This is a genomic window from Microbacterium sp. A8/3-1 (genome assembly GCF_040267695.1).
GTDB lineage: Bacteria > Actinomycetota > Actinomycetes > Actinomycetales > Microbacteriaceae > Microbacterium > Microbacterium luteolum.
Genome location: NZ_CP158357.1, coordinates 3,342,714 through 3,358,126, shown reverse-complemented (window position 1 = coordinate 3,358,126; position 15,413 = coordinate 3,342,714). Strand labels below are relative to the sequence as shown.

Annotated in this window: 17 protein-coding genes; 4 read left to right on the top strand and 13 right to left on the bottom strand. The window is 68.9% G+C overall.

The features are described 5' to 3' along the window. Window positions 1-96 precede the first annotated feature (96 nt). Window positions 97-939, top strand: coding sequence for a PhzF family phenazine biosynthesis protein (locus ABS642_RS16465; protein ID WP_350350957.1), 843 nt, complete (start codon window positions 97-99; stop codon window positions 937-939). A 15-nt stretch (window positions 940-954) separates the two neighbouring features. Here ABS642_RS16465 and ABS642_RS16460 read toward each other — a convergent pair whose 3' ends face one another. From ABS642_RS16460 to ABS642_RS16440, 5 genes are all read right to left on the bottom strand, one after another. Beyond that, window positions 955-2,055, bottom strand: a complete 1,101-nt coding sequence (locus tag ABS642_RS16460; RefSeq protein ID WP_350350956.1) for a DUF4185 domain-containing protein — start codon at window positions 2,053-2,055, stop codon at window positions 955-957. 11 nt (window positions 2,056-2,066) lie between these two features. Then, complete coding sequence (locus ABS642_RS16455; protein WP_350350955.1) at window positions 2,067-2,963, bottom strand: carbohydrate ABC transporter permease; 897 nt, start codon at window positions 2,961-2,963, stop codon at window positions 2,067-2,069. Between the two features lies 1 nt (window position 2,964). Next, window positions 2,965-3,891 carry a sugar ABC transporter permease gene (locus ABS642_RS16450; RefSeq protein ID WP_350350954.1) on the bottom strand — a complete coding sequence of 309 codons (927 nt, stop codon included), beginning with the start codon at window positions 3,889-3,891 and terminating at the stop codon, window positions 2,965-2,967. 75 nt (window positions 3,892-3,966) lie between these two features. Then, window positions 3,967-5,334 (bottom strand): extracellular solute-binding protein, encoded by a 1,368-nt coding sequence (locus ABS642_RS16445; RefSeq protein WP_350350953.1) that lies wholly within the window; start codon window positions 5,332-5,334, stop codon window positions 3,967-3,969. Window positions 5,335-5,464: 130 nt separating this feature from the next. Next, window positions 5,465-6,613: a DUF4185 domain-containing protein gene (locus ABS642_RS16440; protein ID WP_350350952.1), complete on the bottom strand. Its 1,149-nt coding sequence runs from the start codon at window positions 6,611-6,613 to the stop codon at window positions 5,465-5,467. Window positions 6,614-6,659: 46 nt separating this feature from the next. Here ABS642_RS16440 and ABS642_RS16435 point away from each other — a divergent pair, with 46 nt between their 5' ends. From ABS642_RS16435 to ABS642_RS16425, 3 genes are read left to right on the top strand one after another with little or no spacing between them, the layout of a single operon-like run. Then, the gene (locus ABS642_RS16435) at window positions 6,660-7,025 is read left to right on the top strand and encodes a hypothetical protein (protein ID WP_350350951.1); all 366 of its coding nucleotides are present in this window, start codon (window positions 6,660-6,662) and stop codon (window positions 7,023-7,025) included. Beyond that, window positions 6,995-7,603, top strand: a complete 609-nt coding sequence (locus ABS642_RS16430) for a hypothetical protein (protein WP_350350950.1) — start codon at window positions 6,995-6,997, stop codon at window positions 7,601-7,603. Before ABS642_RS16435 ends, ABS642_RS16430 begins: the two co-directional genes overlap by 31 nt. Before the next feature lie 29 nt (window positions 7,604-7,632). Next, the gene (locus ABS642_RS16425; RefSeq protein ID WP_350350949.1) at window positions 7,633-8,274 is read left to right on the top strand and encodes a hypothetical protein; all 642 of its coding nucleotides are present in this window, start codon (window positions 7,633-7,635) and stop codon (window positions 8,272-8,274) included. A gap of 3 nt (window positions 8,275-8,277) precedes the next feature. On the opposite strand, the gene ABS642_RS16420 is transcribed toward ABS642_RS16425, so the two are convergent. The 8 genes from ABS642_RS16420 to ABS642_RS16385 form a co-directional block, all read right to left on the bottom strand. Further along, entirely contained in the window at window positions 8,278-9,105 is an 828-nt protein-coding gene (locus ABS642_RS16420; protein WP_350350948.1) for an ABC transporter ATP-binding protein, read from the bottom strand. Continuing rightward, window positions 9,102-10,157 (bottom strand): iron chelate uptake ABC transporter family permease subunit, encoded by a 1,056-nt coding sequence (locus ABS642_RS16415; RefSeq protein WP_350350947.1) that lies wholly within the window; start codon window positions 10,155-10,157, stop codon window positions 9,102-9,104. The genes ABS642_RS16420 and ABS642_RS16415 overlap by 4 nt, the downstream gene beginning before the upstream one ends. After that, the gene (locus ABS642_RS16410) at window positions 10,154-11,248 is read right to left on the bottom strand and encodes an iron chelate uptake ABC transporter family permease subunit (protein WP_350350946.1); all 1,095 of its coding nucleotides are present in this window, start codon (window positions 11,246-11,248) and stop codon (window positions 10,154-10,156) included. Before ABS642_RS16410 ends, ABS642_RS16415 begins: the two co-directional genes overlap by 4 nt. After that, the gene (locus ABS642_RS16405) at window positions 11,229-12,128 is read right to left on the bottom strand and encodes a siderophore-interacting protein (protein WP_350350945.1); all 900 of its coding nucleotides are present in this window, start codon (window positions 12,126-12,128) and stop codon (window positions 11,229-11,231) included. Before ABS642_RS16405 ends, ABS642_RS16410 begins: the two co-directional genes overlap by 20 nt. After that, window positions 12,125-13,090 carry an ABC transporter substrate-binding protein gene (locus tag ABS642_RS16400; protein WP_350350944.1) on the bottom strand — a complete coding sequence of 322 codons (966 nt, stop codon included), beginning with the start codon at window positions 13,088-13,090 and terminating at the stop codon, window positions 12,125-12,127. Before ABS642_RS16400 ends, ABS642_RS16405 begins: the two co-directional genes overlap by 4 nt. A 113-nt stretch (window positions 13,091-13,203) precedes the next feature. Then, the gene (locus ABS642_RS16395) at window positions 13,204-13,980 is read right to left on the bottom strand and encodes an AraC family transcriptional regulator (RefSeq protein WP_282215594.1); all 777 of its coding nucleotides are present in this window, start codon (window positions 13,978-13,980) and stop codon (window positions 13,204-13,206) included. Beyond that, complete coding sequence (locus ABS642_RS16390) at window positions 13,959-14,384, bottom strand: MerR family transcriptional regulator (protein ID WP_282215593.1); 426 nt, start codon at window positions 14,382-14,384, stop codon at window positions 13,959-13,961. The genes ABS642_RS16395 and ABS642_RS16390 overlap by 22 nt, the downstream gene beginning before the upstream one ends. Window positions 14,385-14,429: 45 nt before the next feature. After that, window positions 14,430-15,413 (bottom strand): DnaJ C-terminal domain-containing protein, encoded by a 984-nt coding sequence (locus ABS642_RS16385; protein WP_350350943.1) that lies wholly within the window; start codon window positions 15,411-15,413, stop codon window positions 14,430-14,432.

Below are 15,413 nucleotides of genomic sequence, written 5' to 3'. Positions count from 1 at the left end.
CGCGCCAGGCGCGGAGCAGGGGCATTCCCTGTCTCGACCGTACGAAGGCGAGCTTTCCGTCTGCTGAGTGCGCCGTCCACCGGATATCCTCCAGACATGCAGCGCGGATTCCGACAGGTAGATGTGTTCGGCGACACCCCCGGAACGGGCAACCCCGTCGCCGTCGTTCTCGATGCGGAGGGCCTCGACGACGATGACCTGCGCCGATTCTCGGTGTGGACGAACCTCTCCGAATGCACCTTCGTGCTGCCTCCGACCGAGCCGGGCGCCGACTACCGCGTGCGCATCTTCAGCCTGAGCACCGAGCTCCCGTTCGCCGGCCATCCGACGCTCGGGACGACCAGGGCGTGGCTGGATGCCGGCGGCGTGCCGTCGACCCCCGGCACGGTGATCCAGCAGTGCCCCGCCGGCCTGATCCCGGTGCGGGTGGACGGCGACCGACTGGCCTTCGCCTCGCCGCCGCGGACGCGCTCCGGCCCCGTCGCACCCGAGCTCGTCACCGAGCTGGTCGAGATCCTGGGCATCGGCCGCGAACAGCTCGTCGACGCCGAGTGGCTCGACAACGGCCCCGGCTGGGTCGGTCTGCTGCTGGACAGCGCCGAGACGGTTCTCGACCTCCGCCCGGATGTCGCAGGTCACCCCGGAGTCTGGGACATCGGCGTGATCGGCCCTCACTCGGAAGGAGCCGAGACCGCGTTCAAGCTGCGCGCCTTCTTCACCGACGGCGACGGCCCGCTGCGGGAGGACCCCGTGACCGGCAGCCTGAACGCCGCGGCGGCGGAGTGGCTGCTCTCGACCGGTCGCGCCCGCGCCCCGTACCTCGCCGCACAGGGCACGGCCATCGGACGCCGCGGACGGATCCTGATCAGCCAGGAGGCCGATCAGGTATGGGTGGGCGGCCGTGCCGACGTGGTCGTGTCGGGGTTCGTCGAGCTCTGATCCGCGGGCGGATGCCTACACGAGTCCCTGCACCCGGAACTGCTCCGAGTGATAGACGCTGTTGTTCCCGGTGTGCCACTGGCTCACGCTGAGGTGCAGATCGGACAGCGTGGACCCGGGGATGATGTATCCGCCGTACAGCTGCGCGACGTGCGAGGCATCCTCCGTCCCCCACTCGGTGCCGTGCAGCAGCGTCGTCTTGGTCGCCGTGTGCAGGTTGTCGGTCGGGGTGTTCAGCACCATCGCGTCGATCCGGTACTCGGGGGCGTTGAACCAGGTGAGGATCCATTTGCCGCCGAGGGGCCGCAGGCACATCTCGCCGAACCCTCCGGGCAGCACCTCGGTCACGGGTTTTCCCCAGCCCCAGGATCCGTTCGCGAAACCCCAGGGCTGATAGGCGGACAGCGTGGTCATGTTGTTCGACGGCACCCGGTAGAGCACGATGCCCTTGTCGCGCTGGAATCCGGTGCCGTAGATGTACACGTAGCCGTCGCTGCCGAGCCCCCACGTGATGCACTGGAACTTCCCGCCCGCCATGTCGGCGGGGAACTGCAGCCCGGTGTGCTGCCAGGTGGCGCCGTTGTCGTCCGACTTCCACAGCTCCGTCCAGCGCACCGCGCCGAACTGCGGACCGTTCACGATCGCGTGCAGGTACATCCGCGATCCGATCGTGATCACGTCGGATGGGATGACGGTCGTGAAGTACGCGTCGTGCGGGTAGTACCAGAGCTGTGGCGCCACCCCCTGCGTGTTCGCGCCCGCTCCACCGCAGCCGTCGAAGGTCACACCGGCGTTGAGGTTCGTCGTCGACGAGTACAGCGCCACCGGCGAGCGCCAGTTCGCGCCTCCCACGGTGTCGGCCCACGTGTCGCCAAATAGGAACAGCATCCGCCCGTCCGGAGTGCGGGCCGGGATGCCGAGGTCGGTCGCCCCCACCCCGTACTGCAGCGGGCTCTGGGTACCCGCGAGCACCTTGATCCTCGTCACCGTCAGTCCGGCGGCGGATGCCGGTGGCGCCGGTGCCGTCGCCGCGACGAACGCGGCGCCGAGCACGGCGGCTCCCTGCAGTACTCCTCGGCGACTGATTCCGCCGCCGTGCGTGTTCTCGGTCTCCATCGACCTCTCCTCTACTTGAGACCCGCCATCTTGATGTTGCCGATGATCTGGCGCTGGAAGATCAGGAACAGGATGATCACCGGGGCCGCGGCCAGCACGGATCCCGCCATCAGCAGTCCGAGCTCGGTGCTGCGCTCGGAGCGGAACGTCGCGAGGTACTGCTGCAGGACGAAGCGCTCGGGCGAGGTGACGGTCAGGATCGGCCAGACGTACGAGTTCCAGTAGGCGAGGAACGCCGTGATGCCCATGACGACGAAGGGCGGCTTGGACAGCGGCAGGAAGATGCGCACGAAGATGCCGAACCGGCCGCAGCCGTCGAGCATCGCGGCCTCCTCGAGGCTCTTCGGGATGTTCAGGTAGAACTGCCGGATGAAGAAGACCATGCCGGCGCTGGCGAGCCCGGGGATCACGAGCACGGCAAGGGTGTCGAGCATGGACAGGCGGGTCACGACGATGAAGCTCGTGAGCAGGATCGTCATGCCGGGGATGAACATCGTCGTGATCACGATGGCCCAGATGGTGCCCTTGAAACGGAAGTCCAGGCGGGCGAAGGCGTAGGCGGCGAGAGAGTTGACCGCCAGGCTGCCGACCGTGAACAGGACGGCGCCGAAGAACGTCCACAGCAGCGTCTGCAGGAACGTGGGGTCGGCGAGGATCTGCGCGTAGTTCTGCCACAGCCAGACCTCGGGGAAGAACTGGAACGGCGTCTCGACGACCTCGGTCTTCGATTTGAACCCGGCGATCACCATCCACGCGAGGGGGAACAGCGACGCGACCACGAAGATCGCGCCGAGGATCACCTTGCCGAGGACGACGAGCCAGCCGCCGGCGGTGCGCGGCGCTCTGCGCTGTGCCCGCGGCTCCTTGCCGGCGAGGACGATGCGGGTGGTCTCCTGCATGACGGCCATCTCAGTCCACCAGCCTTTCGGAGTTGACGAACTTGAACACGAGGGCCGAGATGGTCCCCAGCACGACGAACAGCAGCAGAGCGGCCGCGATCGAGTAGCCGACGTTCACGTCGTTGCGGAAGTGATTGAAGATGAAGAGGTTCGGGAGGGTCGTCGAGTCGAGCGGACCGCCCTGGGTCATCACGAGCGGGAGTTCGAACTGCTGGATCGCCGCGACGAATCCGGTGATCAGCAGGTACAGCACCACGTTCTTCATCTGCGGGATCGTGATGTACGCGGTCTTCTGCCCCCAGTTCGCGCCCTCCATCGCCGCCGCCTCGTAGTACTCGGTGGGGATGTCGACCATGGCCGCGACCATGATCAGCGAGGTGAGTCCCATGCCCAGCCAGATGGCGGGGACGGCGACCGCGAGGAGCGCCCACTTCGGGTCGCCGATCCAGGCGATCGGGTCGACTCCGAAGATCCCGAGGAAGGCGTTGAGCAGACCGCCGGAGTAGTTGTAGATCAGCACGAAGATGATCGACGTGATCACGGCGGAGATGATGGTCGGGATGTAGATACTGACCTTCAGGATGCTCGCCGCCCGACGCGACACCGCCACGACGAGGCTGGCGAACAGGAACGCCAGGATCAGCATCGCCGGCACGGTCATGAGCACGAACAGGAAGCCGCGACCGATCGTGGCGATGAACAGCGGGTCTTTCAGCACGTTGGCGTAGTTGCGGATGCCGACGAATTCCGGGTCCTTGTAGAAGCTCCAGTCCTGGAAGGACAGGTATCCGGCGTAGATGGCGGGCCAGATCACGAAGATCCCCAGCAGCACCACCAGCGGCACCAGGAACCAGTAGGCGGTTCTGTTGTCCCGGTACCGGTACCGGTTCTTCCTCTGCCGGATCTCCCGGCGTTCCTGCACAGCCTGACTGGCCATTTCCACCTCGTCGCGATCTCAGGGTGCGACGCTGTCCGGGGACCGGGACCCCCGGCCCCCGGACAGCGAGCGATATCAGTTCTTGGGCGCCTTGTCGGGCAGCCCGTCACGGTCGATGACCGTCTGGATCGCGGCCTTGGCCGTGTTGATCGCGTCGTCCGCCGACGCCGAGCCCTTCATCACGGACTCCATGGCGGTACCCACGGCGAGGTTCACGTCCCACGGGTAGGTGGCGCCGGCGATCGCGTCGGGCGCGATGTCGTCGACGATGATGCTCGACCACGGGGCGTCCGCGGCTTCCTGGCTCGCCGCGACCGCATCCTGCACCGACTGGCGGACAGGCACCTTGGTGAACTGGGTGTCGACGAAGAACGGCACGAGGTTCTCGGGGTCGCCGGCGATCGCCCACTCGAGGAACTTCCCTGCGGCCTCCGCGTTCTTGCTCTTGGCGTCGACCACCCAGGTGAAGTTGCCCATGGTCGTGGCCGTGCGGCCGTCGGCACCGGAAGCGCTCGGGAATGCGCCGACGCCCGTCTTGGCGAGCAGGTCGGCGTAGTCGGAGCCGATCTCCGACATCATCCACGAGCCGGAGACCTTGAAGGCCACCTTCTGCTGGCCGAAGTCCTCCCCGCCGACGTACGCGGCGAGCGGCTGCTTGGGCATGTATCCCTTGTCCCACAGCTCCTTGTACTGCGTCATGAGATCGCGGTAGCCGTCGTTGTCGATGTCGGGCGCGGACCAGTCGTCCGTGAGTGCGAGGTGCCCGGCGAAGTTGTACTGCTGGCCCACGGTCGACCAGGCCATGGTCACGGCGTCCTGCGCGGGCGAGATGCAGTACTGGCCCTCGGCGAGCGTCGGCTGGATCTTCGCGCAGGCGGCGAGCAGGTCGTCCCAGGTCTCGGGAGCCGCGGAGGAGTCGACGCCCGCGGCATCGAGCATGTCGGTGTTCCAGAACAGCACGGTCTGCGGTTCGAGCAGCAGCGGGTAGGCGTAGTGCTTGCCCCCGACCTCGGAGATCGAGGTGGCGGTGTCCATGATCTCGCCGAGCGCGTCCTCCGAGACGATCGAGTCGAGCTCGTGCACGGATCCGGCGTTCACCAGATCGAGCAGGTTGGCGGAGCTGGTGTAGACGTCCGGCGCCTTGCCTGCGGCCTGGGCGGCCTTCATCTTCTGATCCCACGCGTCGGCGGGAACCTCGGTGTCGACGACCTTGATCTCGTCCTGCGATTTGTTGAACTGCTTGACGATGTCGGCGTACCACTCGTTCTCGACCGGCGTGAAGCTCCGGTGCCAGAACTGGATCGTGGTGACGCCGTCTTCGCCGCCGTCGCCTCCTGCCGTTCCACCGGGGGTGCCCGCGCCACAGGCGGCGAGCAGAGAGCCGACCGCCAGCGCGCCGAGGGCGGCGATCGCTGTGCGTCGGGTGCGGGTGGTGATTCTCATTGGTTCCTCCTCAGGGAACAGACTCCTCATCGAGTCGCTGCTGTGCAGGCCGATCGATCCTCAGTGATCGGGTAGCGCCAGAGTAGGCGAAATCGATTTCATGCGCAAGGGAAACAGGCCTCGCGATATTTCAGTCGGCGCGTTCCAGGTCGGCCGAGAACCAGAACACGTTGTACGGATCCCAGAGCGAGAGCGTGAAGTGGATGCGGCGACCGTCCTCCGTGACGTAGCGCGGATTCAGGTACGGCGAATACAGCCCCGGATACTCCGATCCGGGCACGAGCTCGATGGCCTCACCCCATGGTCCCCACGGCGTGATGCCCTCGCGGATGTAGGCGCTGCCGGCATCCGAATACGTCATGATCCAGCGTTCGAGATAGGTCGACCACATCACCGAGAGCTCGCCGATAGTGCCGTCGACGATCGTCTCGGCATCCGTCATCTCGTCGCTCCACTGCGGCGCATCGCCGTCGAGTCCGGCGAAGTACGAGTACGCCGACTGGTCCTCGACCGCCGCCTCCGTGGCGCGCACGCGCATCAGCTGGACGCCGCCGAACCGGCCCGAGGGAATCGACCAGAAGTAGATCCAGTCCTCGCCGCCCTCCGTCACCTGCGCGGTCGCGAACTGGATGAAGTTCGAGTCCCCTGGCCACTCGACGCCGTCGACCGGGGACCAGGTCCTGCCGTCATCCCGCGAGACGATGAGCGCGGAGCCGTTCGCATCCCAGGCGCCGGGCTCTCCCCAGAACTTCACCGACATGTACGACACATAGATCGTCTCGCCGATCGCGAAGCCGTAGGTGGGGATCTTGGTCACCTCTCCGCCGGCCCCGTTGGCGTCGTGATCGCCTTCGATCAGCGGTCCCGCGAGACCGATGTCGTCTTCCACCCAGCCCTCGAAGTCGATGCCGTCCGTGGGGTCGCCGTCGGTCGTCCAGGCCGCGACGTTCGACCTCCAGAAGCCGCCCTGGCCGCCGATGGACTCGGGGTCCCGCTCGCCGAACGTGTCGCCGAAGAAGAAGAACGTCTTGTCGCCGACGTTCACCATCGAGCCCAGATCCGTACCGGCGACGGAGACGGATGCCGTGTCGTTCATGGCATCCGGACCGGTGAGCTGCGCGATCTCGGTGAGCTTCGAGACGCCCTCCAGCACGAAGGGCTTGTCGGGGTCCGGATCCACGCTCGGTGCGCCTCCGCCGGCGCAGCCGGCCAGCCCGACGGCGAGAACGACGGATGCCGCGGCGAGGACGCGACGGGACGATGCTGTGCGACGATGCATGCCACGAATCTAGCGAAATCGATTTCATATCACTAGGGTCTTCGACATGTCCCTCTCCCCCGAACACGGGTGGCTCCGGCCGTCCGGCGCACCCGATGCCGAACCCCGCTGGGGCCATGTCGGCGGCATCCAGATCGGCATCCCGCCGATCCCCGGGCCTCGTGGTCTCCTCCGCGTCTTCGCGCCCTACCTCGACCATCCGCCCGAGCGGCTCGTCAACTTCATCGCGGTCGAGCCGATCGCGGAGGGAGCGACCGCACGCGGGTTCTCCGAACTCGAACCCAGCACCCTCGACCCCGGCGAGCGCGGCAAGCGGTTCTGGTCGGCGGACGACGCGGATGCCGCAGAGCAGCCGCGGGGGACTCTCCCGCGCGCGGCGTCGTGGAGACCGTCGCCGGCGTCGAGGCCCTGACGGTCTGGATCGGCGTCGAGCGCTTCGACAACGGGGCGGACGTCCGCGTGCGCGTGCGGTTCTTCGCCGACCGGCCGCACGAGGTCGAGGTCGCGGGCTTCGCGAACGCGGCATCCGTCCCGCTGTCACATCTGATCCTCACGGCGACGATGGGCAACTGGGCGCGACTGCGACGACTGCACCTCGCCGATCGCATCGTGACCGCGGCCGAACTGTGGCCGGACTTCTCCGGCACGGCCTTCGCCGAGCATGCGCGGTTCCCGCTGTCCGAGCTCTCCCGCGAGGATGGTGCGGCGATCGTGAGCGCGACGGGTGACGAAGAGGACCCGTGGTCGGTCGAGTACTCCCCCGACACGGCGACGCACTGGCGCTTCCTCGGTCGCCGCGCCGCGCAGACCTGGCGGGTCGACGATCCGCATCCCGAGCTCGAGGCCGTCGTGAACGCCCGCTGGTCGTACTGGGCGAGCGCGTCGCCGATCCCGGGCGGTCCCGCGTACGAGAACTTCGAGATCATCGAGCCGTTCCGCCAGGGCGCGGCGTTCCGCTTCTCGGTCGAGGAGGTCCGACCGCCGGAGTGAATGGGCGAGGGCGGGATATCCTGCCTCGTGTGACGCTCGCGACCTCCCGCCGACGAACCTGGGTCGCGGGCGGAATCCTCCTGCTGCTGTCCGTGGCCGTGGGGCTGGCGGCGCGCGGGTCGTGGGGCGACCTCGCGTCGGCCAAGGACTGGCTGTTCCTCGTGGCCGTGATCCTGCTGGTGGTGGGCATCGGCCGCGCGGGGAGCGTGACCGGCCGCCGACCGATCGGCTCCGTGGCGACGGTCCTGCTGGCGATCGCCCCGCTGACGCAGGCGTTCTGGTTCACCCTGATGCCGGACAGTGCGGGTGACCCGCACGTCGCTGAAGACACCTCGGTGCTGTTCGCGATGACCTACTACGGCGTCGTGCTCGTCCTGGCTGTCATCTCGGTCGTGTCGATCGTGCTCGCCGATGCCCTCCCGTTCCACTGGCGCTGGGCACCGCTCGGCGTGCTCGTCTGGACGCCCCTCTCGGTCGGATTCGGGCTGATGCTGTTCGGCGCCACGCCCCTGGGCACCGTGTTCGCCAGCATCGGCTCGATCGTGGGCGTCCACGGCCCGGCGGTGGGCGTCGCATTCCTCGGCCTCGTGGCGGTCGTGCTCGGCATCCGATCCCGACCGGGAACAGACCTCGACGGACGACCGCTCACCGAGTGGACCGAGCGCCCGTGACGCCTACCGCGAGGGCCGCGGGACCACGAGCGGCGAGCCGGTGTGCGGATCGGGGATGATCGTGCACGGCAGCCCGAAGACCTCCTCGATCAGCTGCTCGGTCATCACCTCATCCGGGGCGCCCGTGGTGATCACCCGCCCGTCGCGCATCACGATGAGGTGGTCGGCGTACCGCGCCGCCTGATTCAGGTCGTGCAGCACGGCGACCAGGGTTCGACCGCCCTGGTCGTGCAGACGACGCAGCAACTCGAGCAGCTCGTACTGATGCGCGATGTCGAGGAACGTGGTGGGCTCGTCGAGGAGCAGCAGCGGCGTCTCCTGCGCCAGCACCATGGCGACCCACACCCGCTGCCGCTGCCCTCCGGAGAGCTCCTCGACATGACGCGCGGCGAGATCGGCGGTGTTGGTCGCGACGAGCGCCTCGGCCACGGCCAGTTCGTCAGCCGTCGTCCACTGGCGGAAGACCCCCTGATGAGGATGCCGTCCCCGCGCCACGAGGTCGGCCACCGTGATGCCCTCCGGGGCGATCGAGGTCTGCGGCAGCAGTCCGAGCCGACGGGCGACCTCCTTCGCCGGGTACTCCGCGATCTCCCGCCCGTCGAGCAGGATGGATCCCGCTGACGGCTTCATCACCCGGGCGAGCGCACGCAGGAGCGTCGACTTGCCGCATGCGTTCGGCCCGATCACGACCGTGAACGATCCGGTGGGGATGTCGACGGTCAGGCCGTCGGCGATGATGCGTCGGTCGTAGCCGAGGGTGACGCCCCGCGCGCACAGTCGCGCCTCGGGCCCTCGCTCGACGCCCACGCGGTCCACAGCAGTGTCGGTCATCGTCTTCTCGCCTCCGAGATCAGCAACCAGATGAGATAGGCCCCGCCGAGGGCGACGGTGATCACGCCGACGGGGAGCTGCGATGGGGCGAAGATCCGCTGTGCGATCAGATCGCTGACGACGAGCAGCAGCGCCCCCATCGCGGCCGAGCCCGACAGCGTGACGCCGGCGGAGCGGGTCAGTCGGCGTGCCAGCTGCGGGGCGGCGAGCGACACGAAGGCTATCGGCCCTGCTGCCGCGGTGGCCGTCGCCGTGAACGCGACGCCGAGCACGACCAGTCGCAGCCGTACCCGCCCGGTCCGCACACCCAGCGCGACCGCCGCATCGTCACCGACCTCGAGGGCGTGCATGCCGCGGGACAGAACGGCGGCGATGCCCCACAGCGCGACCAGGATCACGACGGCGGGAGTCGCCTGCGCCCAGCCGACCGCGTTGAGCGAGCCGCTCCCCCACGCCGATGCCGCGAGGGCGATGTTCAGGTCGGTGTTGAGGATGACCCACGTGCTCACCGAGGCGAGCATGGCGGAGACGGCGATGCCGACGATGATCAGCCGGAATCCCTGGAACCCTCGCCGATACGCCAGCACGTACACGAGCAGCGCTGTCGCGAGTCCGCCGACGAGTGCTCCGCCGGCCACCACGAGGTACCCGGTGCCGACGGTCGTGATGACCAGCAGCGCGCCGACGTACGCACCCGAGTCGAAGCCGATGATGTCGGGACTGCCGAGAGGATTGCGCGTCAGCGACTGGAAGATCGCGCCGGCCGCGCCCAGTGCGGCGCCCAGTGCGAGCGCGAGCAGCACGCGCGGCATCCGCCACCCCCACACGACCAGCTGCGAACGCGAGTCGCCGAAGCCGAAGACGGTGGCGACGACGTCGGGGATCGGCACGACGTAGTCGCCGACGCCGAGACTCACGACGGCCACCGCCGCCGCGGCGAGCAGCAGCGCCGCCACGACGATCACCGGGCGGCGCCGGAGGAGGATGCTGACGCGACCGCCCCGCGATCGCAGAAGCCAGGTGCGGTGACCGCGCTCGATGTGCACGCTCACAGGGCGCTCGCCCCTCGGCGGCGGACGAGCATGATCAGCACGGGTGCCCCGACGAACGCGGTCACGATGCCGACGGGCAGTTCGCCGCTGCGCAGCACGACCCGCCCGACGATGTCACTCGCGAGCACGAGCACGGGAGCGGCGATCAGGCTTCCGGCGAAGATCCAGCGCTGGTCCGGCCCGGTGAACCAGCGGACGGCGTGCGGCACCATGAGACCGACGAAGCCGATGGGGCCCGCGACAGCGGTCGCAGCAGCGCACAGCAGCGTCGCCGCGATGATCGCGAGCACGCGGGTGCGCACGATCCGTGAGCCCAGCGAGACCGCGAGGTCGTCACCGAGCGCCACCGCGTTCAGCGGTCGCGCTACCGCGAAGGCGAGCACGAAGCCGACGAGCAGGAACGGCAGCACCCATCCGATCTGCGCGGACGGCGTGCTGGCGATGCTGCCGGCGTTCCAGCCGCGCATCCGGTCGAAGACCTCCGGGAGCAGGAGGGTGATGCCCGAGGTGATGCCGCTGAGGAAGGCGCCGATCGCGACACCCGCGAGCGTGATCCGCAGCGGGTCGACGCCGCGACGCCCGGAGGCGCCGATCGCCCACACCGCGAACGTCGTGGCGACCGCACCGAGGAGCGCGAACCAGATCGTGCCAGACAGCGTGGTGATGCCGAAGGCCGCCGCACCCGCGGCCACGGCGAATGCCGCACCCGCGTTGACCCCGAGGATGCCGGGATCGGCCAGCGGGTTCCGCGTGAACGCCTGCATCAGCGCTCCGGCGATGCCGAGCGCCGCCCCCACGAGGATGCCGAGCGCCGTGCGCGGTCCGCGGAGGTCGCGGATGATGGTCCACGCCTCACTATCGACCCGCTGCAGCGCGGCGACGATCTGCTCGATCGAGAGCCGCTGGGAGCCGATCGTGAAGCTCAGCAGGATGCACGTCGCGAGGGCGCCGACCGCGAGCGCGAAGCCCAGCATCCGCCGCCGGCGTGAGACGGAGATCGCTGCGCGCGCATTGTCCACGGCCTCGCTCGTCTGCACCGGCTGCTCTGCGACCTCCCGAGGCGGCGCGATCTCAGAGTCCGTGAGCCTCAAGAGTGGCCTCGTACTCGTCTTCGACCTCTTCGGCGTCGCGCGTCTCGTCATCCCACATCGCGCGCAGCCGATCACGGACCGTGTCGGGGAGCGATTCGAAGCGCTCGCTCCACTGCTCCGAATTCGCGGTCCAGTAGCCGACGACCTTGTACGCCGTGGACGGCAGCCGGAGCTCGTGGCGCAGATGCTTGCGCACCCCGCGGGTCACGCGGGTCTCGCCCGCGACCCAGACGTAGCCGGGCTCGCGGGGGAACTCGCTCGCGCGCACGATGTCCTCGACGCGGCTCGGGCCGTGGCCGTTGCCGCCGTGCACCCAGGTGAGCTCGACGTCGGCCGGCAGGTCGACGTGCTGCTCGTCGGCCGGCTCGCCGACCTCCAGCACCACTCGCGTGCGCACACCTGCCGGAGCCTGCTCGGCCAGGCGCAGTGCGGCGGGAAGCCCCGTCGCGTCGGCGACGAGCAGCTGCCAGCGGATGCCCTCGGGCGGGTCGTAAAGACCGCGCGGGGTGTTCACCCCGACGACGTGGCCCGGCTGGGCTCCGAGCGCCCAGGTGGCGGCGATGCCGCCCTCGTGCACGACGAAGTCGATCACGAGGCGGCCGAACACGGCATCCCACGACCGCACCGTGTACGTGCGCACCTCGGTGGAGTCGACACCCTCCGGGAACTCCCAGTAGCCGTCCGCGGTCGGCGACGGGAGCACGGGCTCGTCATGACCTGTCTTCGGCAGGAACAGCCGCAGGTACTCGTCCCCCACTCCGGAGGAGAGGAAGCCCTCCAGACCGTCGCCGGCGAAGACGATGCGGACCATGCCGGGCGTCAGCCGCTCGACCTCGACGACCTCGACGCGATGGACGCGGTTCACCTCGGGGCGGCTCACGGGAGCAGCGCCTTGCGCACGACCTCGAGCAGGCCGTCCTGGCCGCTCGGCGAGCCGTAGCTCATCTCGTAGTTGTAGCCGTGGACCTCGCCGTTCGCGATGGCGGGGAGTGCGGTCCAGAGCGGGTTCGCCTGCAGCGCCTCCTCGTCGGTGATCAGACCGGAGCCGTCTTCGCTCACCCCGGTGAAGATGACGTCGATGTCGGCGAGCTGTCCGACCTGCTCCATGCTGAGGGAGGTGCCGTCGCTGTCGGGCTTTCCGTCGCCGTCGCTGTCGGCGAGCGGGCTGATCTCGAGACCGAGATCGGCGAAGACCAGGCAGGAGATGCTGTAGCAGCCGACGTTGATCTGGCCTTCCCAGAACGAGATGTCGGCGACGACAGGGGCGATGCCCTCGGCGTCGAGCTGCTCCTTGACCTCGGCGATGCGCGCCGCGTAGTCGTCGAGCCAGGCCTGGGCCTGCTTCTCCCGGCCGAGGTCGGCGGCGAGGGTCTGGAACTTGTCGCGCCAGTCGCCGCCGTCGAAGGCGTTGTACGTGTAGGTCGGGGCGATCGGGGTCAGCTTGTCATGCAGGTCGGTCTCGTAGCCGATGCCGTTGAGGATGAAGTCGGGACCGACCTCGAGGATGTGCTCGAGGTTGAACTCCGGGTAGTTGTGGAACCCCTTGATGCCTTCGAGCTCCTCCTGCGGGAAGTAGCTCGGGAACGAGTCCCAGTCGTCGCGGATCGGCTGCTCGGAGGCCAGCGGGTACCCGAGCGTGATGAGGATGTCGACGTCGGTCGTGTAGAAGCCGAGGGCCGCCTCGGGTTCGGTCGGCACGGTGACCTCGCCGAACTCGGTGTCGATGGTGAGGGTCTCGCCGCCGGATTCACCCGCCTGCGCGGACGTGCACGAGGTGAGCAGGAACACGGCGCCGGTCGCGAGGGCGACGGCGCGGAGACGACGGATGCGGGAGGGCGTCATGAACGGACCTTCGATTCGGGGAGGAGATTAGCTGAGGCTTACCTAAGTGCCTCATCGATCATCCCCCGTCTCGATGTCGCGAACCTGCCAGTGGATGTCGTGAGAGAGACGAATTAGAGCGCGGAGACCGCGAATGCCCCCGGCGTCGTCCCCAACTCGCGACGGAACGCCTGCACGAACGCGCTCGACCGCGCGTAGCCGACACGCCTCCCGACCATCGCGACCGGAAGGCCCTCGGCCAGCATCACGATCGCCGCGAGCATCCGTGCCCGGGTGCGCCACTCGGCGAAGGAGAGGCCGGAATCGCGGCGGAACAGCCGCGCGAGATGCCGCTCGCTCGCGCCGACGAGGGCACCCCATTCCTGCAGTGTGCGCGCATCGGCCGGATCCTGCTGCACGGCCTCCGCGATCCGCCTCGCCCGGTCGTCGTCGGGCAGGGTCAGGGTGAGATGCAGCAGCTCCGCGCGATGGAGCAGGCGGGGCACGAGCTGCTCTGCGAGCCGGCGCGTCTCGTCGGCCATGTCCTGTGTCGCGAGTTCATCGAGGAGCGCGCGGGCGGCCATCGGGATGCCGACGCCGCCGACACCCTCGCGCGGCGGGGAGGCGATTCCGGGCGCGAGGAAGGTGCACGAGAACTCGGTCCCCTTGGACGCGGTCACGCGGTGCGGCTCACCTGCGGGGATCCAGAGTCCGACGGTCCACGGGACGGCGTGGAAGCCGACGGCGGTCTCGACGACGAGGGACCCGCGTGCCGACCACAGCAGCTCGTCGGCGTCATGCCGGTGCCAGTCCCATTCCTCGGCGGCGCTGATCGCGAAAGGGCTCGTGCTGATCCCTGTCACACCGACCGGGACGTCGAGCGCGTCGCTCAGTTCCCTCGCGGATTCCACAGCATGACCTCTGTGGAACGGCGGATGCGGCGGCCGGAGGGCATCGGCACCACGCCGGTGGAGCCCGCGGCGAAGACGCGCACGCCGGGGCGGCTCTCGCGTTCGGCGCGCAGCGCCGCGTCGAGCTGGATGACCCGGGCGCGCAGCATCCGGTTCTCATCCTCGAGGTCGAGGAGGCGCGCGATCGCGGGGAGGCTGACACCCTGGGCGGACAGCTCGGCCACCTCGCGGAGCTGTTCGATGTTGCGGGTCGAATAGCGGCGCGAGCCACCGGAGGTGCGGCCGGGCACGACCAGACCGATGCGGTCGTACTGCCGGAGCGTCTGCGGGTGCATGCCCGCGAGCTCGGCGGCGACGGCGATCGCGAACACCGGGGTGTCGGCGTCCATGCCACCTTCAGTCATGGACGCTCACCTCCCCGGTGCTCGCGGATGTCGTCGCGATCATGATCAGCGACGCGCCTTCGCCATCAGCTCGGCGCGCGGGTTCTCCGTCGGCTCGAGCTCCTGGAACTTCTCCAGCGCCGCGCGGGCGGCCTCGTCGAGGTGCGTCGGCACCGCGACCTGGAGCTCGGCGAGCAGGTCGCCGGTGCCCTTCGACGTCGTGACGCCGCGGCCTTTGACGCGCAGCACACGACCGGAGGGCGTGCCCGGTGCGACGCGGAGCTTGACCACGTCGCCGCCGAGGGTCGGCACCTCGATGGTCGCGCCGAGCGTCGCCTCGGTGAATGTCACCGGCACGATGAGGCGCAGGTTCAGTCCGTCACGTGTGAAGACGGGATGCGGGCGCACCGTGATCTGCACCACGATGTCACCGCGCTCCCCGCCGTCGGGCGAGGGACGACCGCGGCCGCGCAGACGGATCTTCTGCCCGTCGGCGACGCCGGCCGGGATCTTCACCTTGAACGGCTTGCCGTCTTCGCCCTGCAGGGAGATGGTCTCGCCCTGCACGGCCGTGATGAAGTCGATCGTCGTGCGCGCCGTGACGTCGGCGCCGCGCTGCGGTCCCCCGTAACCGCGGAACCCGCCGGAGGTCTGCCCGAAGCGGCCGTTGCCGAACGAACCGCCCTGCCCCTGGTTGAACATCGCGAAGATGTCCTCGAAGTCGGCGGACTGGCCGCGTCCCTGCTGGCCGAAGCGGCTGAACACGTCCTCGAATCCGCCGGCACCCGAGCCGCCCGCCGTGAAGCGTGCGCCCGAGCCCATGGCACGGATCTCGTCGTACTCCTTGCGCTGCTCGGCGTCGGAGAGCACCGAGTACGCCTCGCTGATCTCCTTGAACTTCGCCTCTGCCGCCGCATCACCCTGATTGGAATCGGGGTGGTACTTGCGCGCCAGCTTGCGGTACGTCTTCTTGAGATCGGCGTCGCTGACGTCCTTCGAGACCCCGAGGGTCTTGTAGAAGTCCTTGTCGAACCAATCCTGGCTAGCCAT